Origin of the sequence: Enterobacter sp. RHBSTW-00975, assembly GCF_013615235.1 — a bacterium.
Classification (GTDB): Bacteria; Pseudomonadota; Gammaproteobacteria; order Enterobacterales; family Enterobacteriaceae; genus Enterobacter; species Enterobacter ludwigii.
This window is the reverse complement of the sequence record NZ_CP055883.1, coordinates 2,234,067-2,260,183: the sequence shown is the minus strand read 5'-3', so window position 1 is coordinate 2,260,183 and position 26,117 is coordinate 2,234,067. Positions and strand designations below refer to the sequence as shown.

Below are 26,117 nucleotides of genomic sequence, written 5' to 3'. Positions count from 1 at the left end.
GTCATACCTGCCGCCAGCCGGCAAACGAGAAAATTTCACGGGTGTTGAAAAAAATTCATCTTCACAGTGCGGAGAGCGATTCCTGGCTCGCAAACTCAAACTTTTCATCTTCCCAGCCGGTGATCCCACCGAGCATAATTTTCACCGGCAGCCCCAGACGCGCCAGCTTCAGCGCGGCTCTGTCCGCACCGTTGCAGTGAGGCCCGGCGCAATAGACCACAAACAGCGTGCCGTCAGGCCACTGGGCCATGCGTTCGGCGGTGATCTGACTCCACGGCATATGTAGCGCACCGGGAACGTGACGGCGGGCGAACTGCTGCGGGCTCCCGACGACGTGCAGCAGGACGAAATCCTGCTCGTGATTCGTGATGGCATGATGCACATCGGCGCAATCGGTCTCGACGCTCAGGCGTCGCAGAAAATGGGTAACGGCTTCCTGGGGTTCAGCAGCCGGAAATTCAGTAACATAACTCATGATCCTTCCTCATCTTTGGCGTTTGTGTTAACACTACTCTATCCACAAATTCAGCCCGTGAATGCGCTCGCTTATGCCAGAAAACAGCAAAAAGATGACAAACTTAAGACAGATTTCCCGCCCTCAGGTCATTGTGCTGGCGTATGACGGTTTGTGTACCTTTGAGTTTGGCGTGGCAGTGGAAATCTTTGGTCTGCCGCGTCCGGAGCTGGGAGACGAATGGTATCGTTTTGCCGTGGCGGGCGTAGACAGCGGTGAACTTCGGGCGACCGGGGGGATTCGCCTCATCACCGACGGCGATTTAACCCTGCTTGAGACGGCCGACCTGATCGTTGTGCCCGGCTGGCGAGGACTGGATTCACCGGTTCCGCCCGCGCTCTGCGCGGCATTACGTAAGGCCAATGCGCGGGGATGCCAGCTTTTGTCGATCTGTTCCGGCGTGTTTGTTCTTGCCGCTGCCGGGCTGCTGGATGGGCGTAAAGCCACAACGCACTGGCGCTATATTGAGGCGCTTAAGGCCCGGTACCCGGCCATCGAGGTGGTTGAAGATGTACTTTATCAGGACGACGGCGACATTCTCACCTCGGCGGGCAGCGCGGCAGGCATTGATTTATGCCTGCACGTGGTCCGGCGGGATTATGGGATGGAAATCGCCAACACCGTAGCGCGTCGTCTGGTCATTCCCCCGCACCGGGATGGCTCACAGCCGCAGCAGCTAAGCCGCCCGGTGGCGCAACTGCGCGAAAGTCAACGTCTCGGTCAGCTGTTTGATTTTCTGCACACCCATCTTGCCGTATCGCACAGCGTTGATTCACTGGCGCGTCGGGTCGGCATGAGTCAACGCACCTTTCTGCGCCGCTTTCAGGATGCGACCGGCACCACGCCCGCGCGCTGGCTGCTCAATGAGCGCCTGCTGAGGGCAAAAGATTATCTGGAAAGCAGTCGTTTAAGTATCGACAGCATCGCGGAGCAGACCGGATTCGGTCAGGCATCGACCCTGCGTCACCATTTTCGGCAGCAGTTCGCCCTTTCACCGGCCCAGTATCGCAAACACTATTCGCGTCCTGCCCGCTAGTGGCCGGATTGCAGACAAAAAAAACCGCCATAATATGGCGGTAAATGCTTGCATGGATAGATTTGTATTTTGGTCTCTACGTCCCGACACTCCATGGCCGGGCAGCGGATCTCTTACAAACTAACATCCATAGTCTCAATGAAAGGTAAACAGCCTGATTAACCCGCTTTGGTATTGATTTGCAAATAACGCATCAGACCCTGCTCCGCGCTCTGTTTTGCATCATCATTGATGGCTTCCAGATAAAACGAACGCGACACACCATACGGTGCTTTTTCAGACGGATAAACCGCGAACTCGAATGTTTTACCTCTTGCCTGATTGGTGCAGCCTAATTGCCAGCGCTGGTCATCAATTCTGGTGCTATTACAGGCCACGCGTCCGTAATCGCTGGTTAAATATGACCCAACACGCGCTTTCGCGGACTGAATATATTCTGGTTCGTCATTACTAATAGAGTAAATACCTGCACCCGCCCCAACAGCAACCACCAGCAGCGCAAGCGCTATCATTTTTTTCATTTAACAAGACCCATTCCTTAGCCAGAGTTTAACCATTATATAGGATTTATCCTTAAAGCTAGTGGCTAATTACGTACCAGAATTGGCGGTTAACAAACTTGATGCTAATTTTAGGAAAAGTCTCATCACGGCTGTCGCCGCACAGAATTTGACACTCTCTTTGCGCTAATTTGAATTTTTGAATAATTTCCCGAAGAAATTATTGGCATGATAGTCCCGCGATGGCATTCAACGGTGAAATAATGATGAGAAAAGGGTTAACGCTGATATTGCTGGTGTGTGGATTATTTTCAGGTCAGCTCATGGCAGGACATAAAGGCCATGAATATGTGTGGGTAAAGAATGTGGAACATCAGCTCCGCCATGAAGCGGATAGCGATGAATTACGCAGCGTTGCCGAAGAGTCAGCGGAAGGTTTGCGCGAACACCACCTGTGGCAGAAATCGCGCAAACCAGACACGCACTTTCGGTAATTAATTACCCTTACGCTTCGGCAGGGTTTTCATTAAATCGTCCGGGCTCACGGAGGCCACAACGCTACCCGGTGACGGCATTTTGAAAATATGATTTTTCATCTTGCCAATCACATGCATTTCGCACGGACGGCAGTCAAATTTCAGGGTCAGCACTTCGTCGCCATTCACCAGCTGCATCGGTGTGGCCTTCCAGCTTTTAATATTCCCTTTCGCCTGTTTCGGGCAGAGGTTGAAGGCGAAGCGCAGACAGTGCTTGGTGATCATCACCGGCACATCGCCCTTCTCTTCATGCGCTTCATAGGCTGCGTCAATCAGCTGTACGCCGTGACGGTGATAGAATTCACGCGCTTTGTGGTTATAGACGTTCGCCAGGAAGGACAAGTGCGTGTCAGGGTAAACCGGCGCAGGAACGGTTTCGGCCTTGCGGCTGCCGCGTGGATAGTTAGCCAGGCGGGCGGCATCCAGCATTTCTGCCGTCTCGCGGCGGAACTGATTCAGCTGGCTGTTCGGAACAAACAGGGCATCCGGCAGGTTAACGTCGATATGACGCGCGTAGTAAAGGGTCTGCCCCAGCTTCGCCACGCCATCCTTCAGGTTGTTAAGGGCTTTTTCCGCGTTGTTTGCCACCTCGAACAGACCATCAAGCGTATGCGTCACGCTGATACCGTCTTCACAGGTCATGGTCAGGATCAGCTGCTCTTCCCAGCCGCCCAGTTCAATGTCCACCGCGATACGACGTTCGCTCGAGGTTTTCAGTAGCGCCTGCTGCCAGTTGTGGTCAAGGTTACGGTTCAGTGCCGCGTTAGGGCGCGCTTTGTAGAGATCCGCAGGCATCTCGTTTGGCCATACGCGATAGCGATTTTCACCGGTTTTTTCCACCGTATTCGCACGGAAGCCCACCACTTCACGCTTGATCATCACGTTCAGTCCATCGCCGTTGGCCAGCGGCTCGGTCACTTCCACGTCGAGGTGATCTTTTGCCACTTTCAGCACTTCACCCACCGGTAAACCAATAAACTTTGGTGAATCAAACGCACCGATATCCCCTTTACGGGCATTCACAAAGTAGTCAGTGCTGCCGCGGTGGAAAGTTTTGTCCGTTGACGGAATAAAGAAATGCTCGGTACGACCGGCCGACGCACGCGCCAGGTCACCGCGATCTTCAATGATGGCATCCAGCATCTGACGATAGTGAGCGGTGATGTTCTTCACGTAGCTCATGTCTTTATAACGCCCTTCAATCTTGAAGGAGCGCACGCCGGCGTCAATCAGCGCACCCAGGTTGGCGGTCTGATCGTTATCTTTCATCGAGAGCAGGTGTTTTTCGAACGCCACAACGCGGCCCTGATCGTCTTTCAGGGTATACGGCAGACGACATGCCTGAGAACAGTCTCCGCGGTTGGCGCTGCGCCCCGTCTGGGCGTGGGAAATATTGCACTGTCCAGAATAGGCGACGCACAGCGCGCCGTGGATAAAGAATTCAATGGTTGCGTCGGTCGCCTGGTGAATATCGCGGATCTGGTTCAGGTTCAGCTCACGCGCCAGCACGATCTGGGAAAAACCCACATCAGAAAGAAACTTCGCCTTCTCTACCGTGCGGATATCGCACTGGGTACTGGCATGCAGTTCAATGGGAGGAATATCCAGCTCCAGCACGCCCATATCCTGCACAATCAGGGCATCGACGCCGGTCTGGTAGAGAGCGGTAATTAAACGTTGCGCAGGCTCCAGCTCATCATCATGCAGAATGGTGTTCAGGGTCACGAACACTTTCGCCCCAAAGCGATGGGCGAACGGCACCAGTTCAGCAATATCGCTCAGGCTGTTGCTGGCGTTATGACGGGCACCAAAGCCAGGCCCACCAATGTAGACGGCATCAGCACCATGAAGGATCGCTTCACGGGCGATGGAGGCGTCGCGGGCCGGGCTTAAGAGTTCGAGATGATGGGATTGCAGGCGCATACTTCGTCGTTATCCGTTATGGTCAAAATGGCGGCTATTGTAGTCAGAAGTATGCGGCAGCGAAACAGTTTTGCGTCGCTTCAGCGGGGATAATGGATCAGGGAGTGAAAATGCACCGGCCGGTCGCTGCTGTTGCGATAGGCGTGCGGTTTATCCCCGGCAAAACGCACCCCCGAATCGGCAGTAATGGTCTGCCACTCGCCATCAATGTTCATCTCCAGTTCGCCGCTGATCACCACCACGTGTTCAATCACGCCAGCCTCGTGGGGCGTGGATTCGCTCAGGGCACCGGCAGCGAGGGTTATCGAAAAGTGGTCGAATTTTAGCGTCTCATCCCACGGGAATAACGGTTTCACCACCATCGCCTGCTGCTCCGGGTCGAATACCGCCTGCCTGTCAGCTGCCGGCGTGATGAAGGCAGAAAAAGGGATGTTCAGCCCCGTGGCGATTTTCCACAATGTGGATACCGTCGGGCTGGATTCATTGCGCTCGATTTGCCCGAGCATGGCCTTTGAAACGCCGGTCTCTTCCGCCAGTCTGGCGAGGCTCCAGCCACGCGCCTGACGCTCGGTTTTCAGTGTGTAAGCAAGATGTTGTGTGATGTCCATGTTCCCTCCTGATGCGACCGATCATACCACTTGTACGCTATAACGCACAGTGTTACCTTAGGGCGGACGTTATAACGCACAACGGAGTTTTTATGCGCCCTTCATCCTCACTCTTTCCTGCCGTTCTCGCCGGTTTTGTCGCCGTTCTGGTGGGATATGCCAGTTCCGCCGCCATTATCTGGCAAGCCGCTGCTGCCGCAGGCGCAAACGCGCAGCAGATCGCCGGCTGGATGACGGCCCTGGGGATAGGTATGGGGGTCAGCACGCTGGCGCTTTCCTGGTGGTATAAAGCTCCGGTACTCACCGCCTGGTCTACGCCCGGCGCGGCGCTGTTAGCCACCAGCCTGCACGGGGTAACGCTTGCCGAGACCATCGGGATTTTTATCTTTGCCAACGCGCTCATTCTGCTGTGCGGCGTAACCGGGTTGTTTGCTCGTCTGATGAAGCTTATCCCGCATTCCCTTGCCGCCGCTATGCTCGCCGGGGTGCTGCTCAGGTTTGGACTGCAGGCGTTCAGCAATCTTGAGGGGCATTTTTTACTGTGCGGCAGCATGCTGGCGGCATGGCTGTTCGCCAAAGCGCTGGCCCCCCGCTACGCCATTGTCGCCACGTTGCTGGTGGGCAGTATGGTGGCCTGGGCGGGAGGTGACGTTGTCACAAAAGAGTTAACCCTTTCCCTGGTGATGCCCACGTTTATCGCGCCAACCTTTACGTTAACCAGTCTGATAAGCATTGGCGTGCCCTTCTTCCTGGTCACCATGGCGTCCCAGAATGCGCCGGGCTTCGCCACGATGCAGGCTTCCGGCTATCCTCTGGCCGTATCACCGCTGATGATCGTCACCGGAGGGCTGGCACTGGTGTTATCCCCGCTCGGCGTCTTTTCCATCTGTATCGCCGCGATCACCGCTGCGATTTGCCAGAGCCCGGATGCGCACCCGGATGCCACCAAACGCTGGCTTGCCGCCATGGCCGCAGGCGGGTTTTATCTGCTGGCGGGCATTTTTGGCGGATCCATTTCCGGGCTGATGGCCTCCCTTCCCCTGAGCTGGATCCAGATGCTCGCCGGCCTGGCGCTGCTGGGCACCATCAGCGGGAGCTTGTATCAGGCACTGAACAACGAAACGGAGCGCGACGCGGCAATTGTCACCTTTCTGATGACCGCCAGCGGCGTCACGATCCTGGGTATTGGCTCTGCGTTCTGGGGGCTGGTGCTGGGCGGTGTATGTTATACGGTCTTTTCACACCTTCGCCGCGCGTAGCTGCGAGGGCGTTATGCCCATCATGCTGCGAAAGCGGTTACTGAAATGGCTGGCGGAGTTAAACCCGCAGGCCAGCGCGATATCGGTGAGCGGTGTGGTTGTATGCTGCACCAGCGCTTTGGCTTTCTCCATCCGACGCTGCATCACGTACTGATGCGGTGCCAGCCCCATGGACTGACGGAACATCCTGGCGAAATGATACTCGCTCAGCGCGGCCTGTTCGGCCAGTTCCGCCAGCGTCAGCGGCTGGGAAAGGTTCTCTTCGATAAACGCCAGCACGTTACGCAGCACAAACGGCGACAACCCGCCGGTCACCACCGGCAGCTTCCACTGCACGCTGGAGTAATGCTGTAACAGGTGGGTCATCAACAGCGTAGACGCGGTACTCAGGGTGAGCTGGTTAGCTTTTTGCTGCCAGTCGCAGCCGAGCAAAAACTGACGGTAAAGCGCGGTAATTTTCGGGTCGCTGCCGAAGATCTTTTCATCCAGCGTCAGGGACAGCGGGCGCTTGTCCCAGATTTTTTCCCCGACATCACGCAGATGCTCATCGGTGCAGTAGAGATGGACAAACGACAGGTCATCGCGAATATCCCACGTCGATTCACTCTCTTTTGGCATCAGACAGAAACGGTCCGGGCCGCCGCCGTTTTTCCAGCCGCCCGGCGTTTTTTGATAGCTCTCATAACCGTCCGCCACGTACAGGCTGAGGGTATGGTGATTACTTTTTACGGTTATCGTGTCGTGCTTGTTGTACCAGGCTGCCAGTTGAATACCGGAATTCAGCGCAACGGTTTCCCGCAGCACGGCGTTCTGCTGGCGTAGCGTTTCAAAGGTATCGTAAGCGCGAGACATAGCTATTAACGGGTGAGTAATCAGACTCTCAGTCTATGAAGTGTTGCGCCACGATGCCAGATCTGCAGCCACAAAAAAGCGCAAGAATATGCAAGTCCACCGCAAATCGATGAAAGCAATGTCATGCCACTCGCGCCAGACTGCACTTTTCGCTGTGTGAGAAGAGAGCAACAATGAACGCATTACTCTATGGACTGGTGGTGGTGATATGGGGAACAACCTGGATTGCCATTTTCCTGCAACAGGGGCCAGTCGCAGCCCCGGTGTCAATTTTCTGGCGTTTTGCCGTGGCCTGCGCCACGATAATGATCGTCTTAATTGCCCTGCGCCGGCTTCGTAAGCTGGCCTTGCGGGATCATCTCTTTTGCATGCTGCAGGGATGCTGCGTTTTTTGCTTCAACTTCTGGTGTTTTTACACCGCCGCCGCGCACATCAATACCGGGCTGGAGTCGGTCATTTTCTCAATGGCCGTACTGTATAACGCCATCAACAGCTTTATTTTCTTCGGTCAGCGCCCACCCGCACGCTTCTGGACGGCGGCGGCCCTGGGGCTTATCGGGATCATCACCCTCTTCTGGGACGACCTGCTGGCGAGTGGCTGGAGTGCCTCCCTGCTGACGGGGATTGGTCTTTCAGCACTGGGGACCTACGGGTTCTCGCTGGGCAATATGATCAGCATGCGCCACCAGCGAAAAGGGCTGGAGACCATGACCACCAACGCCTGGGCGATGTTTTACGGTACGGTCATTATGGGCTGCATTGCTCTGTTCCGGGGTGACAGTTTTATCCCCGAATGGACGGTGAGTTACATTGGCGCGCTGCTTTATCTCGCCATTTTTGGTTCGGTCATCGCTTTTGGCGCCTACTTCACGCTGGTGGGACGCATTGGCCCGGGCAAAGCGGCATACAGTACGCTGCTCTTCCCGCTGGTGGCGCTGTCAATCTCCACGGTATATGAAGGTTACGTGTGGCATCTCAACGGCATCATTGGATTACTGCTGATTCTGGGCGGGAATATGGTGATGTTTACGAAACCGGAAACCTGGTTCAGACGTTTGCGTATGGCATAAAAAAAGGCCTGCATTGCTGCAGGCCGTTTTGATTATTTCGCGGTTTTCTTAACATCAAACATGGTGGCATCCGTCGCCATGTCATCCACAACCTGTTTTAACGTTGCGAAGCCCATTGGCGTGTTTTCGTTCGCCAGCTCTTTACCTTCGCCTTTACGCACGACCTTCATGACCGGCTTATTCGTGGCCGAATCAATCAGCTCGCCTTCGAAGAAGAGATGGGTATCCATGGTGCGGTGCCCCGTTGCCATCTGCGTACCTGCAACCACTAACGCGACGGGCACTACTTCATAGAACTGCAGACCTTCTTTCTGTGAACTCACACCGGTAATCGCACCGCGGAAGATCAGGCTGTGTTTACCTGGCGTTGTAACAACAGGTTTACGCTGGCTGATTGCCGCTTTCATTTTGGTGTTGGTATAAGCCAGAAGCTCATCAAGCGTTTTTTGACCAATTTGGGTCGTTGGTTTTGGCGCTGGATAATAGGTGATTGGCGTCCATAAAATACTGTCGTAATTTGCCTCGTTATACGACGGGTCGACCCAACGCAGCGTCGGTTTACCCGTTGCGGACGTTGTTTGCTGCAATCCAGAATAATCTTTTAAAAAGCCTGAATATTGTTCGGGGGCGGCGACTTTAGACGAACAGCCCGCTAACGCCAACAGACCAGAAAGCACTGCAACTTTAAAAAAAGTGTGAGTACGCATGATGGTATTCCATGTTATCTGCAAGTATGCATTTGAAGTTATAGCAAAAGTCTGGCGGGTTTGTTGTGACAAAAAATGATGTAAGCAGCACAAATTGCGAAAAGATTGCCCGACTGCACGCCGGGCAGAGAAAAACTACTGATTAATATCAACCTGCCAGAACAAATGCTTGCCAAACGGATCGATTTCATAGCCCGTGACGTCCTTGCGCACCGGTTCAAAAATCGTCGAATGGGCAATCATTACTGCCGGCATCTGGTCATGCATCATCTGCTGGGCCTCTTTATACAGCGCCACGCGTTTATCATGATCGGTTATCGATTTCGCTTCAGCGATAATTTTATCAAATGGTTTGTAGCACCATTTGGCGGAATTAGATCCACCGTTAGCCGAAGTACAGGTAAATAACGGACCAAAGAAGTTGTCCGGGTCGCCGGTTGCGGTCGTCCAGCCCATCAGCGCGGCCTGGTGTTCACCGCCCTTCACCCGCTTAAGATACTCGCCCCATTCATAGGTGACGATTTTGGTCTGGACGCCAACCTTCGCCCAGTCGGCCTGAATCATCTCCGCCATCCGTTTTGCGTTCGGATTGTAGGGACGCTGAACCGGCATCGCCCATAAATCGATGCTGATGCCGTTTGCAAAACCAGCCTCCTTCAACAACGCTTTCGCTTTTTCAGGATCGTAGTCGTAATCCTTCAGTTCGCTGTCGGCGCTCCAGACGCCGGGTGGCAGCAGGTTTTTCGCCGCCGTGCCGGTGCCGTGGAATACCGCGTCAATGATGGCCGGCTTATTGATGGCCATTGCCAGCGCCTGGCGGACCTTCACGTTATCCAGCGGAGGTTTTTGCGTATTGAAGGCCAGAAAACCGGTATTCAGCCCGGCTTTACTCATCAGATTAATGTCTTTGTTAGCCTTCATGCGCGGCAGGTCCGCCGGGTTTGGAAACGGCATCACCTGACATTCGTTCTTCTCGATTTTGGCAAAACGCACCGAGGCATCGGGCGTGATGCTAAACACCAGTCGATCCAGCTTCGATTTGCCCTGCCAGTACTCCGGAAACGCAGTGAACAGGATACGCGAATCTTTCTGGTACTGCGCCAGCTTAAACGGCCCGGTGCCAATCGGGTCCATATCCACCTTCTCCGGCGTGCCGGCTTTCAGCATCGCGTCGGCATACTCCGCCGACAGGATCGAGGCGAAATACCACGCCAGATCGGCGACAAACGGCGCTTCCGGATGGGCGAGCGTAAAGCGCACGGTGTGCTCATCGACTTTATCAATGGCCGTGATCAGGCTACCGAACTCAAGGCTCTCGAAGTTGGAATAGCTGCCGTTAGAGACGTTGTGATAGGGATGATTTACATCCTTCTGGCGCATAAACGAGAAAATCACGTCGTCGGCGTTAAAGTCGCGCGTCGGCCTGAACGATTTATTACTCTGGAATTTCACCCCTTTACGCAGATGGAAGGTATAAACCTTGCCGTCCTCGCTCACCTCCCAACGTTCCGCGAGGCTCGGGACCAGTTCCGTTGTACCCGCCCTGAAATCGACCAGCCGGTTATAGACCGGCACGGCACTGGCATCCACGCTGGTTCCCGACGTGTATAACTGAGGATTAAAATTTTCCGGCGATCCTTCAGAGCAATACACCAGCGTTTTTGCCGCGACGGTGGAACTGACCGTGAGCGCAGCAAGTGCCAGCGTTAACATTGTGAGTTTGCTTTTCATCATTTATTCCTGTCTTTTTAATTCGACGGCTAATTAATTCTTTTGCCATTTCATAAATATCATTAAAGTGATGTAGCAAACACCTGAAAAATAAATACAGAAGGAATCACTATGGGCTCGGCACTCTCCAGACAATTAACGCACCGCTTCTTCCGCTATCTCGCCATCACCAGCCAGAGCGATCCCAGAGTGAACACCCTTCCCTCTACGCCGGGCCAGCACGACATGGCGCGTGAACTGGCCCAGGAGCTGGCGCAGCTGGGTTTAGACGATATTGTGATTGATGAATACGCGACGGTTACTGCGGTTAAAAAAGGTAATGTAGCCGGGGCGCCACGCATCGGTTTTATTACCCATATTGATACCGTCGATGTCGGTTTATCACCGGATATTCATCCACAAATATTAAAATTTACGGGTGAAGACCTCTGTTTGAATAAAGAGAAATCAATCTGGTTACGCGTAAAAGAGCATCCGGAAATTCTGGCTTATCCGGGTGAAGATATTATTTTCAGCGACGGGACCAGCGTATTAGGCGCAGATAATAAAGCCGCCGTCACCGTGGTCATGACGCTGCTGGAAAACCTGACGCCAGAACATCAGCATGGCGACATTGTGGTCGCGTTTGTGCCGGATGAGGAGATCGGCCTGTGTGGCGCGAAGGCGCTGGATCTAAACCGTTTTGACGTTGATTTTGCCTGGACCATCGACTGCTGTGAGCTGGGTGAGATTGTTTACGAGAACTTCAACGCCGCGGCGGCAGAAATTCGCTTTACCGGCGTAACGGCTCACCCCATGTCCGCCAAAGGCGTGCTGGTTAACCCACTGCTGATGGCGACAGACTTCATCAGCCATTTTGACCGCCAGCAAACCCCGGAATGCACAGAGGGGCGTGAAGGCTATATCTGGTTTAACGGCATTCAGGCGGGGCAAAACGAGGCCGTCTTAAAAGCGTATATCCGTGATTTCAATAAAGCACAGTTTGCCGCCCGCAAGCAGCAGATTGCCGATGTCGCGGCGTTGATTGCCGGACAGCATCCTACGGCAAAGGTGGAGTATCGCATTGAAGATACCTACAGCAATATCAGCAATGCGATTGGTGAGGATCGTCGCGCTATCGACCTGATGTTTGAGGCCATGGAATCCCTTGGGATCACGCCCAAACCGACGCCAATGCGCGGCGGTACTGACGGCGCGGCGCTCTCGGCAAAAGGCCTGCTCACGCCAAACTTCTTCACCGGCGCGCATAACTTCCACTCGAAGTTTGAGTTTTTGCCGCTGTCGTCGTTCGAGGCCTCATACAACACGGCCCTGCAGCTCTGCCTGCTGGCCGCCCGTTAAGCGGGCTTACGCGCCAGCAGCGTGGCAAAACGCAGTTTGATGCGGTTACCGTTCTCGTCGGTGCGGTGCAGTTCGCCCACTTCTTCGTTGTACTTGAGCAACGCCCAGCCCTCGTAGTAGTTGCTCAGTTCACCGCTTTTGAACGCAAACGGGAAGCCGACGGTGCACGGGTAATCCGCCGTGTCCATCGCGGCAACAATCAGGTTATAACCGCCGGGTCTGGTGCAGCGCTGCATATTGTCGATCAGACCCGGAATGGTTTTCGCTTCCAGGAACATCAGCACCACGGTAGAGAGAATAAAATCGTATTCGCCCTCAAAGCTCAGGTTGTTCAGATCTTTGATTGCCGTCTGCAGGTTTACGATGCCTTCTTCCGCTTTGATGCGCTCAATATTATCGATACTCAGGGGATTTTTATCCCACGCGGTCACGTCGTAACCGTTGGCTGCCAGATAGAGGCTGTTACGCCCGTTACCACAGCCCAGATCCAGCGTTTTACCCGGTTTCACAATGCCCGCGCTGTACAGCACTTCTGAGTGCGTACGGGTTAAGCTATATTTCTCTGTGAAGTAATTTTCATCAACAGCCATTATTGTTCCTCAGATTGCATAAGCAGCGCTTTATCAGTGCGCACCAGAAGTTTGCCCTGTATCAGCAAGATAAACGTTCGTACCAGCAGCATCCCGATGATGACATTGGTAAAGATAAACAGTGGGACGGCAATGGCGTGGAAAAAGCCCGACGGACTGCTCTGCCCAAGATGAAGCCCCGTGGTGGCCAGGGCCGACACGCCAAACGAGAAGCTCCAGAACGAGGCGTTAAACGGCTGGGACAAATACCATGGCATCAGCCGTAACATAAACAGCAGTTGCAACAGGCCGTAGCCGAACAGCATTTTGGCAAATGTATCCGCCTCACCGCCATTGACGCTAAACCAGGCGCTGCAGGCCACCAGCGCGGGGGCCAGCTGAATACCCAGCGAGGTTCGCAGCGCGGAAGGCAACTCCCCGGCGCTACGAAGTCGTTGCAAAATCACCGGCTCAAGGCTGAGCCAGGAAAAAACGCCCGCCCCGAGAAACACCAGCCCGGCATCTTTAAACCCCAGCGCGCCGCACGCCATGGCGCTGATAAAGTTGTTTGCCACCGTGGGCAGATATAACCCCGGCGTGGTGGCCTCTTGCGGATGGTTACCGCGCCATAATCCGGCGCTTTGCCAGGCAGCATAAGCCAGCTGTATCACCACCCCGAAGCCAAATAACACCAGTGACACCGGGCGCAGCCAGGGCACAAAACCGATGGCGACCAGCATCGTTGTGGCGGGAAAAAGGCTGACAAAACTGCTCATCACCGGGTGGCGCATCTCGGCCAGCACACTTCGCGGAAAACGGATCGCCCGGGCGATAAACGCCACCGTCAGCAAAAACCAAATCACAATCGCAAGGGCCACCAGGCCCTCACCAGGCCAGCGCGTCACGGGCCAGAGCGTGCTGGCGTATCGCCAGGCGAAGCCCATCCCAATGATGCCAAGCACCATACCGAAGTAACCCGCGGGCAGGTTAAGCACTTGTTGAGTGTTGTTATTTTTATTCATTAATTTGAATTTTTAAAATGTATTTTAAATGCCATTTTAAGGGGTTTCCGCGACGGATGCCAGCACTACGAAACGCCGAAAGTTTGCTACGTTTAGTGGAGACGCTTACCCGAGACTCCATGATGAAAAAGTACAGGCTCAGCGAGGACACCCGCCTCTGGCAATGGAAAAACGGCGAGACAACGCACACGACGTCGTTACGACAGATTATTGCCACGGCGAATTTTAACGACATCGTGAGCGGCACGAAAGGCGGCTGGGTTGAAGATGAGAGCGCCCTCGCGCACGAAGGCGACTGCTGGATCTACGATGAAAACAGCGTCGTCTTTGCCGGTGCGACGGTGTCCGGCAACGCGCGCCTTACCCTGCCTTGCATCGTCAGTCATGACGCGCAGATTGGCGACAACTGCTGGCTGGACGGCGCAGAGGTCAGTCACGGCGCACGCATAAGTGACAACGTCACGATACAGCAATCCTGCGTACGCGGCGAATGCCATATTTTCGGCGAGGCGCGGGTGCTTCATAACAGCGTGGTGATTGCTGCCAAAGGGCTTACGCCGGACCATGAGCAGATCCTGAAAATTTATGACAAGGCGACGGTGAGCCAGTCACGCATTGTGCATCAGGCGCAAATCTACGGCGAGGCAATGGTTAATTATGCCTTCGTTGAACACCGGGCGGAAGTTTTCGACAGCGCCATCCTCGAAGGCAACGATCTCAATAACGTCTGGGTATGTGACTGCGCAAAAGTGTACGGTAACGCCCGCGTCATTGCCGGTTTTGACGACGATGCCATCCCTACCGTCCGCTACAGCTCTCAGGTGGCTGAAAACGCGGTGGTGGAAGGAAATTGTGTCATTAAACACCACGTCCTGATTGGCGGTCAGGCCTGGCTGCGCGGCGGCCCTATCCTGCTTGACGATAAGGTCGTGATCCAGGGACGGGCGCGCATCAGCGGCGATGTGCTTATTGAGCATCGGGTTGAAATCACCGACGATGCGGTGATTGAGGCTTTTGCCGGTGAGAACATCCACCTGCGCGGCGAAAAGGTGATTAACGGCGACCAGCGCATCACCCGTACGCCTCTATTGGGGGCGTTATAGCGGGTAAATTTTGCCGTAGAGATTCACATCGTCAAAACGGCCATTCAGGAACTCTGCTTCCCGCAGGCACCCCTCCAGCGTAAAACCGTTGCGCAGGGCAACGTTGTTACTGGGTTTATTCGCCACCCGACACTTAATGACAAAACGGCGGATCTCGCCTTGCTCGACGTAATAGCGCATAAACGCCTGCAGCGCCTGCGACAAAATGCCCTGTCCCTGATGCGCCTCGTCCAGCCAGTAACCGATGTATCCGGCTTTGTTGGCGGGTTCAATCGCATTAAACGACAGCACGCCGACCAGGTCCTCATCCTTGAAAATCAGAAACATTTTGGCGTAGCCGCGCTGGTGCAGCATCTGATTACTCAGCACATTACGACGGGTGTCATCTTCGGTGCCCACATGCTGCGCCCAGTCAAAGGCGGTTTGCAGCCAGGCTTTGTTTCTGATGACCATGTTGTGCAAATCGGCGGTATAGCGCTCTTCGACGGCGCGAAGCTCGAGATGGTCAGTCACCGGGATAATTTCAGATTCAGTGGCGGTCATGGTCCCTTCCCGTCACCCTCTCCCCGCCGGGGAGAGGGAATAAATGGTCAACGCATGATGCGATCGTCAACGTAGTTACGTTTGTCCGGCGCAGGCGGGAAATACTGATACAGCCAGGTCTCACTGATCGCATCTCCCTGACAGCGCAGGAACAGGCGCATATCCACCGGTTCGGTCGAATCCGAGGTAGGATACCAGTCGAACAGAATGCGATAGCCGTCAAACGGCTCAACGTAGAGGATCTCAACCTGCTTCGCTTCACCGCTGGAGAGGGTAATGACCGGCTCAATGCCTTTTGGCGCGGCAGCTTTCAGATCGCCCCCGACGAAGTCGATAGCAAAGCGACGGGCCCACACTTTCGGGTAGTTTTCGCCCGGCGCCCAGCCTTCCGGGAACCCACCCATACCGGTACGGGTCGCGAAGACATTCGCCAGTGGGGAACGGACCGGCGGCATGGCGCTCCAGTAAAGACGGTATTTAAAGTCCAGCTCATCGCCCGCTTTCACCGGTTTTTCTGGCTGCCAGAAGCAGACCACGTTATCCAGTGTTTCACCCGTTGTCGGGATCTCCATCAGGCCAACCGCACCTTTACCCCAGTCGTTACGCGGCTCCACCCAGAGGCCTGGGCGTTTGTTATACCAGCCCATGACGTCCTGATAATGCGAGAAATCGCGATCGAGCTGAAGCAAGCCGAATCCTTTCGGGTTTTTGTCCACAAACGCATTGAACTGCAGCTTCTGCGGGTTGTTCAGCGGACGGCAAATCCACTCCCCGTTACCGCGCCACATGGCGAGACGGTCGGAGTCATGAATTTGCGGGTGGATGGTATCGCACATGCGGCGTTCGTTTGTACCGCAGCTGAACATACTGGTCATCGGCGCAATGCCGAGCTGTTTAATGTCTTTACGCGCATAGAGATGGTTTTCCACCTCCATGATCACCTGGCTCTTCTCGCAGTGGATCACGAACTTATACGCACCGGTGATGCTTGGGCTGTCCAGCAGCGTATAGACGGTGAAGGTAGTGTCGCCCGGTTTGACGGTTTCAAACCAGAACGCGGTAAAGTCTGGGAACTCTTCCGGCGTGTCGGTAAAGGTATCCACCGCCAGACCCCGCGCGGAAAGACCATACTGATAGGTATCATCAACCGCACGGAAATAGCTCGCCCCCAGGAATGAGACGATATCGCGACGCGCCAGTTCCGGTGCCTTGAAGGCGCGGAAACCGGCAAACCCAAGATCGCTTTGCCCTTCCAGCTGCTTCGTATCAACACCGGTTTCACCGTAGCTGAACAGCTCAGGACGGAAGTGGATTTCGCGCGCCTGTGACGTTGACTGATCCAGCGAGAACATGCGCACGCGGCGACGGAAACCCATGCCCATATGGAAGAACTGCACGTCCAGCTGACGGCCTTCAATGTTATTCCACAGTGACTGTTTTTCATCGTAACGGATGGCGTTATAGGCCTGCGGCGTCATGGTCGCCAGCGTGTCCGGTAACGGTCGCGGTGCTCCGCCCCACGGGGTTTTCGCCAGGTCATGGGCCATGGATTGCAGTACGGAGAAGTCAAAACGACGGCTCTGACCGTCAGCAATGTCAGAGTCAGCAGCGTAAGCCGCTTTGGAAAACAGGGAAGCAAGGCCAGTTGTGCCGCTCAGGGCTGCCATTGCCAGCGAGCCTTTTAGAAAACGTCTGCGATTCATGCCTGGAAAAACGTCCTTATGGTCGTGTGAATGTGTTTCGCACTCGGCGAAATGACGGCAAGAAAGAACGCACAGCCTAAACAAAAATGGTTAAGAATCCAATTGTTGGGCGGCGATTATCTGTACAAAGTGCGAAATATTTTCTGTCGACCAGAACGACCCGAAAAAGGTGTAAAGAAAGGTATAAAGACGTGTATAAAAATGCCCCGGCTGGACATCGTCAGTCGGGGCAAATGAGGCGGTTATTTTACGCTGACATCGATACCTGGGAAGTACTTATCAGCGAGTTTAGCGATCGTGCCATCGGCACGCACTTTATCAATTGCGGCATCAAGTTGCTTTTTGGTGGCCTCGTCCCCTTTACGCAACCCAAAGCCGATCCCACTGCCGAGGATAGTGTCGTCCGACACCGGTTTGCCGATAAAGCCAAACCCTTTCCCCTGCGGCTTGCTGAGGAAACCTGCCTGCCCGGCCGCGGACATGACCAGCGAGGCGTCGATACGGCCATTCAGCAGATCGCCCCAGGCCATATTCTGATCTTTATAAGACACCACGGTGACACCCTGCTTTTCCCAGTGCTCTTTCGCATAGGTTTCCTGAATGGAGCCCTGCAGGACACCAATGGTTTTGCCCTTAAGCCCCGCGGGCGTTGCCTCTACCGCGGTACCGGCCTTGCCGACGAGCTGCGACGGGATGCGGTAAATCGGCTGGGTAAAATCAATACTTTTACGTCGCTGTTCGGTGATGTTCATCGCCGAGTTAATGGCATCAAATTTCTTCGCCACCAGGCCCGGTATTAACGCATCAAAAGAGGTTTCAACCCAGGTGCATTTCAGCGCTGCGGCTTTGCAGATGGCATTGCCCAGCTCAACGTCAAACCCTTCCAGTTCGCCAGCAGCATTTCGGCTTTCAAACGGCGGATATTCCGCCTCCAGCCCGTACCGCAGTTCGGTGGCCGCAAATGACGAAAACGTACACAGCAATCCCATGCCGACAACTAACGCGCGTAATTTCATCTCCAACTCCTTAGCGTGGTTTAACCCGACACAGGGCCTGGGCACCTGCCCGTAACGTCGCCTCATCTTTCGCAAAAGAGAGACGAATCAATTTATTATCCGTACCATCCGCATAAAACGCCGACAGCGGAATGGTGGCCACTCCATACTCAACGATCAGCCGTTTCACCAGTTCACTGTCGCGCTCATCGCTAAACTGGCTGTAGTCGGCCAGCAGGAAAAACGAACCGGCGCTCGGCAAGAGTCTGAACGGTGATGCTTCCAGCAAACTTTGCAGCAGATCGCGTTTGCGCTGATAAAACGCCGCCAGCGACAGCCAGGTTTGCGGGTCAATCATGTGTTCTGCAAACGCATGCTGCATTGGCGTATCGGCCGAAAACATCAGAAATTGATGGACTTTACAAATCTCATCCATCAGTACCGCCGGAGCAACACAGTAACCCACGCGCCAGCCGGTCACGTGATAGGTTTTTCCGAAGGAAGAGATAATGACGCTACGCTCCGCCAGCTGCGGATGTGTCGCCATACCGTGGTGCGGTTCACCATCAAAGACGACGTGTTCGTACACTTCGTCAGACAAAATAATGATATCGGTATTGCGGGTCACCGCCACCAGCTGCTGCAGGTCCTCTGCTGAGAAGACCTGCCCGCTCGGGTTGTGCGGGGTATTGATGATAATCATGCGCGTGCGCGGAGTGATCGCCGCACGGACTTCATCCCAGTTGACGGCAAAATCCGGCACCGTCAGTTTAATGGCAACCGGCGTGGCCCCCTGCAGGCGAACAATCGGGGCATAACTGTCAAACGACGGTTCAAAGTAGATCACTTCGTCGCCCGGGTGCACCAGCCCGCTGATCGCCGAATAGAGTCCTTCACTGGCACTGGCGGTGACCAGCACTTCGCTGGCCGGGTCATAGCGCGTGCCGTAGAGGGTGGCAATTTTATCCGCAATACGCTCTTTAAGCGGCTGCAGGCCGGTCATTGCCGCGTACTGGTTGTGCCCTGCCTCCATCGCCCGGGTCACCCCGGCGACCAGTTTGGGATCGCAGGAAAAATTGGGTGCACCCTGAGAAAGATTGATGGCGTTATGCCGGGCGGAGAGCTGGCCGATAACGGTAAAAATCGTGGTTCCCACATCGGGTAATTTGGAACGGGTGTGCACCGGAGTGTGTAACGTCATCCTCTTTCCTTTCTCATGATGAATGCATAACTATTCAAACAACAAGTCAGTTGTCGGGACAATCGAATTGTTGTCATAATAGCCATGAGAAAAACGCATACCTGAGGTGTTTAATGTCGCGCCGTTCGCTCCCGCTTAATGCCATCGACGCCTTTTTAGTCACCGCGCGTCATCTGAATCTGACCCATGCCGCAACAGAGCTCTGTCTGACGCAGGGAGCCGTAAGTCGCAAAATCGCCACCCTTGAAGCGTGGTTCGGCTTTCCGCTGTTCGAGCGCCATGCGCGCGGCCTGCGCCTCTCCCCACAGGGCAGCGCCCTGCTTCCGGAATTGCAATCCACTTTTGAAACGCTGCTGACCCTGGCCGATCGGGCCCGTACCCAGCAAACCGTGATCCGACTCAAAGCACCCACCTGCGCCATGCGCTGGCTGGTGCCTCGTCTGCTGGAGGTGGAGCGTGAGCAGCCGGATCTGCAGATCGCATTGACCACCACTACCGACCATAACGTCAATTTCAAAACGGAATCTTACGACGCGGCCATTGTATTTGGCACCCATATGAGCGCGGGCGATCTGCTGTTTGAAGAGGCGTTAACCCCGGTAATGAGCCCCCTGCGAGCAGGTTGCGAACTGGGCGCGTTAACCTTCCTTCACCCGACACGGGATAAGACAGACTGGTCATTGTGGCTGGCGAAGCAGGAAGGCCCGGGGGTAGTTATGCACAAAAATCAACACTTCGACACGATGGACCTTGCCATCACGGCCGCCATTCAGGGGCTGGGGGTGGCCATTGCTGACGAAACGCTGGTGGAAGAAGATGTCCGCGCCGGAAGGCTGGCGCGGCCTTTTGAGAGCAGCATTAAAACGGGAGCGAGCTACAGACTGGTTCTGCGCGAATCGCCTGGCCAGGAAAATGGGCTGGCGGCGTTTCGCGCCTGCCTGCTCAGTCGAGGCTCACATGGTGTTTCATGACGCGCTTAAAGAGGCTCATTCGCGCGCGCATAAAGCGGTTTTCAAGCCTGAAACCTGCATGTTTATTCACGCCGATACGTAGCAGCACGTCCCTTCCTTTTCGACAGGCCGGCCAGTGCGTCGGGCCAGGAAGACTTTCCCGGTGACCGGCGTCACGCGCAAAGCTCACCCAATAATCTGCAACCTGCGCTGCGAATTGCCGGTCTCGCGCATTAACGTAGTGGCAGGAAGGCTCAATCTCACCAAGGGTGTCAAACACGTACGGCACCTCATTACCGTGCCAGGCACCGTTGATATAGGTTGCGTGCTCTGCTTCCGCCACATAGTCGAACCAGTAACGCCAGCACAAGCCGCCCACGCGCTGCTGGGCCTGCATCACCACATATCCCATGGTGGTAAAAGCCATATCCCGGCACACCTGCCTGCCAAGCTCCACATCCCCTTTCACACCCGGATAGAGCAGTTTGATCAGCCCCAGTCCAAAGCGACGTTCACGGCGAAGCTTCTGGATCTGACCGGCGAGATCGATACCAAATACCGCCATCACGCTGGCTTCGTCACTGTTCGACCCGATCATCACCGGAACAGGATGCTGACGCGCGGCAAAGAACACATCGAGCATTGATTCCGGCAGAACACAGTCTCCGACGATGGGGGCCGGGGCGATGTTCAGCGGCGCGGCCAGCGGCCAGAACGCTTCGGGGGGAATGGCACGTAACTGTTCTGCTGACGCCTCCTCAAGGCCGAAATGCGCCGCCAGCGCTTCCCCTTTTTGCAGGGCCTGTTCCCGCGGCGTATCCGGCAGGGTGTATCCGCTTTGCACAATCGCCTTGTGGAAGAGTCCCTTCGCCAGCGGAGACGCCAGCAGCGACAGCACGCTGCGCGCGCCGGCGGATTCGCCAAACAGGGTCACGTTGTCAGGATCGCCACCGAAAGCGGCAATATTCTCCCGAACCCATTCAAGGGCAGCGATCTGATCCAGCAGCGCAAAGTTATGCACCACCCGGTCTTCTTCTCCCTCCAGCGCGGGATGGGCAAAAAAGCCAAGGTGACCAAGACGGTAATTGATCGTCACAACCATCACGCCACGCGTTGCCAGCGCCTTACCGTTATAGGGCGGCAGGCCACCCGCGCCAATGGTAAACCCCCCGCCGTGCAGCCAGACCATGACGGGAAGCGGCGTCGGGCGCTCGACGGGTGACCAGACGTTAAGATACAGACAATCTTCTGAAAACCGGCCGGGATCGCCACCGCCTAACGCCTGGCAATACTCACTGTTCTGCCAGCTTGAGGGCGAAAAAGCGGTGGCCAGACGCAGCCCCTCCCAGCGTTCAGGCGGCCGTGGCGAACGCCAGCGCCAGTTGCCAACGGGAGGCGCCGCATAGGGAATACCACACCAGAGATGAACGTTTTCATCCGTTAAACCAGACAGTGCGCCCTGGCGCGTTTCAATCACAGGGGCGGAGGGATTTTGCATAACAACCTTCTGTTTCCATCACACCCCAGAAGAGTAACGATTTCAGAGCAAACCGCAACGCTGTTTGCTGCGGATTTCAGCCTCCTGATAGAGCATGAACTCATCGTACGCCGGGCAACCCAGCGCCGCTTCGAACGCGTCGCGACTGGCGTTACCGTGGCTACGCGCCTGGGTTTCATTGCCCAGATTCGACTGGAAAATCCCTGCGGCACTGACCGGGAGGAAATCTTCATAGGTGATCGGCTGAGCGACAACCCACCCGCGCTCAATTAACGGCTGTGGATCGTCTCCCGGACGAAACGCATGACGATGCGCTTCCCCGGATGGCGTCAGGCGATAGCGGAAATAGGCCAGCTCCTGACGGCGCATCAACAATTCGCTGTCCGGGAAGGCGCTGAAGATTTCGCGCAAATGGAGCTGGTGCGTCATGTTGTCTTTACCGGTACCGGCCTCTGCAAGCAGGCTGTCATAAAGCGCACGACCTTTTGGCGTCAGCGCCACGCCACGCTGTTCAATTTCGCCAAAGCGCGCGGTATGCGTTCCTGTATGCTCCCCGGCAAACAGCACCGGCTCTTCCAGCGCTTTAAAGCTGGTCTGGCGCAGTAATACGGGAACCTCGCGGCGCGGTGGTCCTTCAATCAGAATTTTGGGTTCAATCCCGTACTTCGGCATCAGCTCCTGCACCCGGTCAATATCCAGCGTACGTGGCGTGAGGTGGTTGATATGACACCCCGGGAAACAGACCACATCCGCAATCAGTCGGTGCTCGTTATGCAATGCCAGATAGGTCTCCTGGTCGACCGTCGCATGACGATGCCAGCGGAAGGTTTCTAACGCCTCCTGTACAAACGCCTGCGCCTGCGCATCCGTAAAGTGCCCTTCTGCCTCATGCAGCGCGATAAGTTCCAGACAACGCGGGGTAAAGATATTGCGGTGAGACAGGATCTCCGCGGCACGCTCACGCAGGACGACGTTGTCAATCAGTTCGAGGCGCAGCAGCGAGGTAAAGATACGAAACGGATTTCGGCACAGCGCCGCATCATCGACCGGGCGAAACGCCGTGGAGTGGACGGGCACGCCCGCCTGAGAGAGGTCGTAATAGCTGACCGGGTACATCCCCATAATGGCAAACATACGACGCAAGGTCGAAAGCTCTTGCGCGGTACCCACGCGGATCGCCCCGTGACGCTCCACATTCAGGCGCGCCAGTTCATCCGCGTTCGCCAGTTGTTCATGTAATAGTGGGTTATTTTCCAGAACCGCCAGGTTTACGTCCGCAACCAGGTCGAGCAAGGTGCCGTACTGCGGAACTTCCTGCTGGTACATCGCCGACATAGCCTGCGAAAAGTGTTCCCGAATATCATCAGCCGTGATGGTGTTCGCCATGATGTCATGCCTCCAGTGAATATTACCTGGAGTGTAGAGAAACCCGTTCCCTCTGGGGGGAAGAATTTCCGATTTGTGATCTTAAGACAGGAGTGGTTAAAGCGTGTGCTGGCCTGCCCTGACACCCATATGACCTGGCAGATTCACCTTCTCTAAATGTAGATTCACCGTCTCTAAATAAAGCGATTCCTGATTAAACTGTATTATTAATAACCTCATCGCTTAACCATTAAGAGGTAATAAATAGCATTATCTTAAGAGGTAATATCTCATTAAAAACAAATATTAGTGGCATATATCTTATTTCGTTAACGCAACAAGCGGATTTTCAATATTTCTCCTTAAGATTAGTCTGTAATTTTTAGACTGCCGCACGCGCTTCAGGCATAAACAATGCAAGAAAAAACAGTTATCCCCTGCGGCTCGCGGATTAACTCCATGAAGACAGGCAGTTAACCGCAAGCCATCCAGGATATATTCATATTAAACGAAGCGTTAACCATCAGAAATATCTCAGCAACGAAGCGATGGTTTACAAAACATATTTGACGAATATGAAACACCGACTAAAGTTATTATTCGAACGACGAGTGATACGGAATATTTTCGTATCTTAACTGACATAACCAATATATGAGGTTTAATATGGCAGAGCATCGTGGTGGTTCCGGTAATTTCGCACAAGACCGTGAAAAAGCATCAGAAGCTGGACGTAAAGGTGGCCAGCACAGCGGCGGTAATTTTAAAAACGATCCGCAACGCGCATCTGAAGCAGGTAAGAAAGGAGGAGAAAACAGCCACGGTGGTGGCCGTAAAAACTCCTGATCTGATGTAAATCTCTTTTATTTAAAACAGAGAGCATGCTGCGGGCCTCCAGGCTCGCAGTACCCCTTCTTTATTTTACCGGAGCGTAATGATGAATATGAAAAGTGTCGAAGATGTGTTTATTCACCTCCTGTCCGATACCTACAGCGCTGAGAAGCAGCTGACCCGCGCGCTCGGCAAACTGGCTCGTGCTGCCTCCAGTGAAAAACTGAGCGCAGCCTTTAGTGCACACCTTGAAGAGACGCAGGGACAGATTGAGCGTATCGACCAGATTATTGAGCAAGAATCTGGCCTTAAGCTCAAGCGTATGAAGTGCGTAGCAATGGAAGGCCTGATTGAAGAGGCCAATGAGGTCATTGAGAGCACCGAGAAAAATGAGGTGCGTGACGCCGCATTAATTGCCGCAGCACAAAAAGTGGAGCATTACGAAATTGCCAGTTACGGTACCCTCGCCACATTAGCAGAACAACTGGGCTATAAAAAAGCCGTTAAACTTCTGGCCGAAACGCTGGAAGAAGAGAAAGAAACCGATCTTAAACTTACCGACCTGGCCGTAGGCAATATTAACCAAAAAGCGCAAAAATGACGCTATAGCAAAGGTTAAATAAAATGAGCATCAGTCCCAGGACTATTAAACGGTGCCATTTAACGGCAGCAATAATATGGTTCATACTCGCTATCCCTTCCGTTTTATGGTGGAAGAGCAGCGTGCTATGGGTCATTATCATCAGTATCTACGCCAATATTGTCGGCCATTTATCTGGCTACAGTGCTGCGCGTGCCGATCAGGCTGCTGAGAGTGAGACCAAATAAGCGATACCATAATGAGGACATTATAATGAATCACGTAGAACACTACCATGACTGGCTACGCGATGCCCATGCGATGGAAAAGCAAGCCGAATCTATGCTGGAATCCATGGCCAGCCGTATCGATAATTATCCCGATGTTCGCGCCAGAATTGAGCAGCATATTAGTGAAACGAAGCGACAAATTACCTTACTGGAAGAGATCCTCGACCGTAATGATATTTCGCGTTCGGTTTTAAAAGATTCGATGAGTAAAATGGCGGCGCTCGGACAGTCCATTGGCGGGATGTTCCCCTCTGATGAGATCGTCAAAGGGTCTATCAGCGGCTATGTTTTCGAACAGTTTGAAATAGCCTGCTACACCTCCCTGCTGGCCGCGGCCAAAAAAGCGGGCGACATGGCTTCCGTGCCCGCCATCGAAAGTATCCTGGCGGAAGAGCGCGAGATGGCCGACTGGCTGATTCGCCACATTCCACAGACCACCGAACAGTTCCTGCTGCGTTCAGACGCATCCGGTGTCGAAGCAAAAAAATAACCTCAGGAGAGAAGACATGTTTCGACACGTCAAACAATTACAATATACGGTTCGGGTTGCCGAACCGAATCCCGGCCTTGCCAATTTATTACTGGAACAATTCGGCGGTCCTCAGGGCGAGCTGGCCGCCGCCTGCCGTTACTTTACTCAGGGGCTGAGTGATGACGACCCGGGTCGTAAAGATATGCTGATGGATATCGCGACCGAAGAGTTAAGCCACCTTGAAATTATCGGTACCCTGGTGGGTATGCTTAATAAAGGGGCTAAAGGCGCACTGGCGGAGGGCGTGGAAAATGAAGCCGAGCTGTATCGGTCCATGACCGAAAACGGTAACGACAGCCATATTACCTCCCTGCTTTACGGTGGCGGTACTCCGTTGACCAACTCCGCCGGGGTGCCGTGGACGGCGGCTTATGTCGACACCATTGGCGAGCCGACCGCCGATCTGCGCTCAAATGTGGCTGCCGAGGCCCGAGCGAAGATCATCTATGAACGGCTGATTAACGTCACGGACGATCCGGGCGTGAAGGATGCGCTGGCGTTTCTGATGACGCGTGAGGCAGCGCATCAGCTCTCCTTTGAGAAGGCGCTTCAGTCCATTCGTAATAATTTCCCTCCGGGAAAACTACCGCCAATCGAGGAATACACCAACAAGTACTACAATATGTCTGAAGGTGGAGAGGTTCGCGGAAGCTGGAACAGCGATAAACATTTCGACTACGTTGAATCCCCCCAACCTGCCGTTGACGGCGGAGACGGGAGTGCAAGCGTGACGCTGACGACCGAACAGGCCACGCTGGTCAAAGCGATGTCGGCCCGCACGAAGTCCGATCCACATTCCGACCCGCTGACCGGCGCCGAACTGGGTGCCGGGAAGAAAAAACCGTAACCGATTTTGCC

General features: G+C 54.5%; 27 protein-coding genes. 12 read left to right on the top strand and 15 right to left on the bottom strand.

Annotated elements, in window-relative coordinates:
- Positions 1–61: 61 nt before the first annotated feature.
- Positions 62–475 carry a rhodanese-like domain-containing protein gene (locus HV340_RS10870; protein WP_059305983.1) on the bottom strand — a complete coding sequence of 138 codons (414 nt, stop codon included), beginning with the start codon at positions 473–475 and terminating at the stop codon, positions 62–64.
- A gap of 73 nt (positions 476–548) precedes the next feature.
- On the opposite strand from HV340_RS10870, the gene ftrA reads away from it, so the two are divergent.
- The gene (ftrA, locus tag HV340_RS10865) at positions 549–1,550 is read left to right on the top strand and encodes a transcriptional regulator FtrA (RefSeq protein ID WP_032670382.1); all 1,002 of its coding nucleotides are present in this window, start codon (positions 549–551) and stop codon (positions 1,548–1,550) included.
- 158 nt (positions 1,551–1,708) lie between these two features.
- Here the strand turns inward: ftrA and HV340_RS10860 are convergent, their stop codons facing one another.
- A complete protein-coding gene (locus tag HV340_RS10860) occupies positions 1,709–2,071 on the bottom strand; it encodes a hypothetical protein (RefSeq protein ID WP_014170029.1) in 363 nt (120 codons plus the stop codon).
- 242 nt (positions 2,072–2,313) lie between these two features.
- Between HV340_RS10860 and HV340_RS10855 the strand changes: the two genes are divergently transcribed.
- The gene (locus HV340_RS10855; RefSeq protein ID WP_025204219.1) at positions 2,314–2,544 is read left to right on the top strand and encodes a DUF2554 family protein; all 231 of its coding nucleotides are present in this window, start codon (positions 2,314–2,316) and stop codon (positions 2,542–2,544) included.
- On the opposite strand, the gene HV340_RS10850 is transcribed toward HV340_RS10855, so the two are convergent.
- Complete coding sequence (locus HV340_RS10850; RefSeq protein ID WP_063924958.1) at positions 2,545–4,509, bottom strand: U32 family peptidase; 1,965 nt, start codon at positions 4,507–4,509, stop codon at positions 2,545–2,547.
- A gap of 80 nt (positions 4,510–4,589) precedes the next feature.
- A complete protein-coding gene (locus tag HV340_RS10845; protein ID WP_014170026.1) occupies positions 4,590–5,117 on the bottom strand; it encodes an XRE family transcriptional regulator in 528 nt (175 codons plus the stop codon).
- Between the two features lie 92 nt (positions 5,118–5,209).
- Here HV340_RS10845 and HV340_RS10840 point away from each other — a divergent pair, with 92 nt between their 5' ends.
- Complete coding sequence (locus HV340_RS10840) at positions 5,210–6,376, top strand: benzoate/H(+) symporter BenE family transporter (RefSeq protein ID WP_059305985.1); 1,167 nt, start codon at positions 5,210–5,212, stop codon at positions 6,374–6,376.
- Here the strand turns inward: HV340_RS10840 and HV340_RS10835 are convergent.
- Positions 6,356–7,228, bottom strand: coding sequence for an AraC family transcriptional regulator (locus tag HV340_RS10835; protein ID WP_032681026.1), 873 nt, complete (start codon positions 7,226–7,228; stop codon positions 6,356–6,358). The genes HV340_RS10840 and HV340_RS10835 overlap by 21 nt on opposite strands.
- A gap of 173 nt (positions 7,229–7,401) precedes the next feature.
- Here HV340_RS10835 and HV340_RS10830 point away from each other — a divergent pair, with 173 nt between their 5' ends.
- Complete coding sequence (locus tag HV340_RS10830; RefSeq protein ID WP_014170023.1) at positions 7,402–8,298, top strand: EamA family transporter; 897 nt, start codon at positions 7,402–7,404, stop codon at positions 8,296–8,298.
- A gap of 32 nt (positions 8,299–8,330) precedes the next feature.
- Here the strand turns inward: HV340_RS10830 and HV340_RS10825 are convergent, their stop codons facing one another.
- Together HV340_RS10825 and HV340_RS10820 are read right to left on the bottom strand one after the other, a co-directional pair.
- A complete protein-coding gene (locus HV340_RS10825) occupies positions 8,331–9,005 on the bottom strand; it encodes a DUF3313 domain-containing protein (protein WP_020884175.1) in 675 nt (224 codons plus the stop codon).
- Between the two features lie 135 nt (positions 9,006–9,140).
- Entirely contained in the window at positions 9,141–10,736 is a 1,596-nt protein-coding gene (locus tag HV340_RS10820) for an ABC transporter substrate-binding protein (RefSeq protein WP_181216528.1), read from the bottom strand.
- Between the two features lie 111 nt (positions 10,737–10,847).
- Here HV340_RS10820 and pepT point away from each other — a divergent pair, with 111 nt between their 5' ends.
- On the top strand, positions 10,848–12,077 hold the full coding sequence (gene pepT / locus HV340_RS10815; RefSeq protein ID WP_181216527.1) for a peptidase T: 1,230 nt from the start codon (positions 10,848–10,850) through the stop codon (positions 12,075–12,077).
- On the opposite strand, the gene tehB is transcribed toward pepT, so the two are convergent.
- Both tehB and tehA read right to left on the bottom strand, forming a co-directional pair.
- Entirely contained in the window at positions 12,074–12,667 is a 594-nt protein-coding gene (gene tehB, locus HV340_RS10810) for a tellurite resistance methyltransferase TehB (protein ID WP_059305988.1), read from the bottom strand. The genes pepT and tehB overlap by 4 nt on opposite strands.
- Entirely contained in the window at positions 12,667–13,668 is a 1,002-nt protein-coding gene (gene tehA, locus HV340_RS10805) for a dicarboxylate transporter/tellurite-resistance protein TehA (protein ID WP_059305989.1), read from the bottom strand. The genes tehB and tehA overlap by 1 nt, the downstream gene beginning before the upstream one ends.
- Positions 13,669–13,790: 122 nt before the next feature.
- On the opposite strand from tehA, the gene ydcK reads away from it, so the two are divergent.
- Positions 13,791–14,771, top strand: coding sequence for a YdcK family protein (ydcK, locus tag HV340_RS10800; protein WP_025204226.1), 981 nt, complete (start codon positions 13,791–13,793; stop codon positions 14,769–14,771).
- Here the strand turns inward: ydcK and rimL are convergent.
- The 4 genes from rimL to HV340_RS10780 all read right to left on the bottom strand — a co-directional run bounded on the left by rimL (position 14,766) and on the right by HV340_RS10780 (position 19,213).
- Positions 14,766–15,314, bottom strand: a complete 549-nt coding sequence (gene rimL / locus HV340_RS10795; RefSeq protein ID WP_032681033.1) for a 50S ribosomal protein L7/L12-serine acetyltransferase — start codon at positions 15,312–15,314, stop codon at positions 14,766–14,768. The genes ydcK and rimL overlap by 6 nt on opposite strands.
- Positions 15,315–15,361: 47 nt before the next feature.
- The gene (locus tag HV340_RS10790) at positions 15,362–17,017 is read right to left on the bottom strand and encodes a glucan biosynthesis protein (protein ID WP_025204228.1); all 1,656 of its coding nucleotides are present in this window, start codon (positions 17,015–17,017) and stop codon (positions 15,362–15,364) included.
- 242 nt (positions 17,018–17,259) lie between these two features.
- Positions 17,260–18,033, bottom strand: coding sequence for a transporter substrate-binding domain-containing protein (locus tag HV340_RS10785; protein ID WP_025204230.1), 774 nt, complete (start codon positions 18,031–18,033; stop codon positions 17,260–17,262).
- 10 nt (positions 18,034–18,043) lie between these two features.
- Complete coding sequence (locus tag HV340_RS10780; RefSeq protein ID WP_063924965.1) at positions 18,044–19,213, bottom strand: pyridoxal phosphate-dependent aminotransferase; 1,170 nt, start codon at positions 19,211–19,213, stop codon at positions 18,044–18,046.
- Positions 19,214–19,326: 113 nt separating this feature from the next.
- Between HV340_RS10780 and HV340_RS10775 the strand changes: the two genes are divergently transcribed.
- Entirely contained in the window at positions 19,327–20,184 is an 858-nt protein-coding gene (locus HV340_RS10775) for a LysR family transcriptional regulator (RefSeq protein ID WP_020884185.1), read from the top strand.
- Here HV340_RS10775 and HV340_RS10770 read toward each other — a convergent pair.
- Entirely contained in the window at positions 20,156–21,661 is a 1,506-nt protein-coding gene (locus tag HV340_RS10770) for a carboxylesterase/lipase family protein (RefSeq protein ID WP_163387361.1), read from the bottom strand. The two genes, HV340_RS10775 and HV340_RS10770, sit on opposite strands and share 29 nt — an antisense overlap.
- Positions 21,662–21,703: 42 nt before the next feature.
- Positions 21,704–23,047: a VOC family protein gene (locus HV340_RS10765; RefSeq protein WP_181216526.1), complete on the bottom strand. Its 1,344-nt coding sequence runs from the start codon at positions 23,045–23,047 to the stop codon at positions 21,704–21,706.
- A gap of 645 nt (positions 23,048–23,692) precedes the next feature.
- Here HV340_RS10765 and HV340_RS10760 point away from each other — a divergent pair.
- From HV340_RS10760 to HV340_RS10740, 5 genes are all read left to right on the top strand, one after another.
- Positions 23,693–23,872: a general stress protein gene (locus HV340_RS10760; protein WP_020884187.1), complete on the top strand. Its 180-nt coding sequence runs from the start codon at positions 23,693–23,695 to the stop codon at positions 23,870–23,872.
- Between the two features lie 91 nt (positions 23,873–23,963).
- Complete coding sequence (locus HV340_RS10755; RefSeq protein WP_020884188.1) at positions 23,964–24,458, top strand: ferritin-like domain-containing protein; 495 nt, start codon at positions 23,964–23,966, stop codon at positions 24,456–24,458.
- Between the two features lie 23 nt (positions 24,459–24,481).
- Entirely contained in the window at positions 24,482–24,685 is a 204-nt protein-coding gene (locus HV340_RS10750) for a hypothetical protein (RefSeq protein ID WP_020884189.1), read from the top strand.
- A gap of 25 nt (positions 24,686–24,710) precedes the next feature.
- Positions 24,711–25,217, top strand: a complete 507-nt coding sequence (locus tag HV340_RS10745; protein WP_014170004.1) for a ferritin-like domain-containing protein — start codon at positions 24,711–24,713, stop codon at positions 25,215–25,217.
- 16 nt (positions 25,218–25,233) lie between these two features.
- Positions 25,234–26,106 (top strand): manganese catalase family protein, encoded by an 873-nt coding sequence (locus HV340_RS10740; RefSeq protein WP_020884190.1) that lies wholly within the window; start codon positions 25,234–25,236, stop codon positions 26,104–26,106.
- The last annotated feature ends 11 nt before the right edge of the window (positions 26,107–26,117 follow it).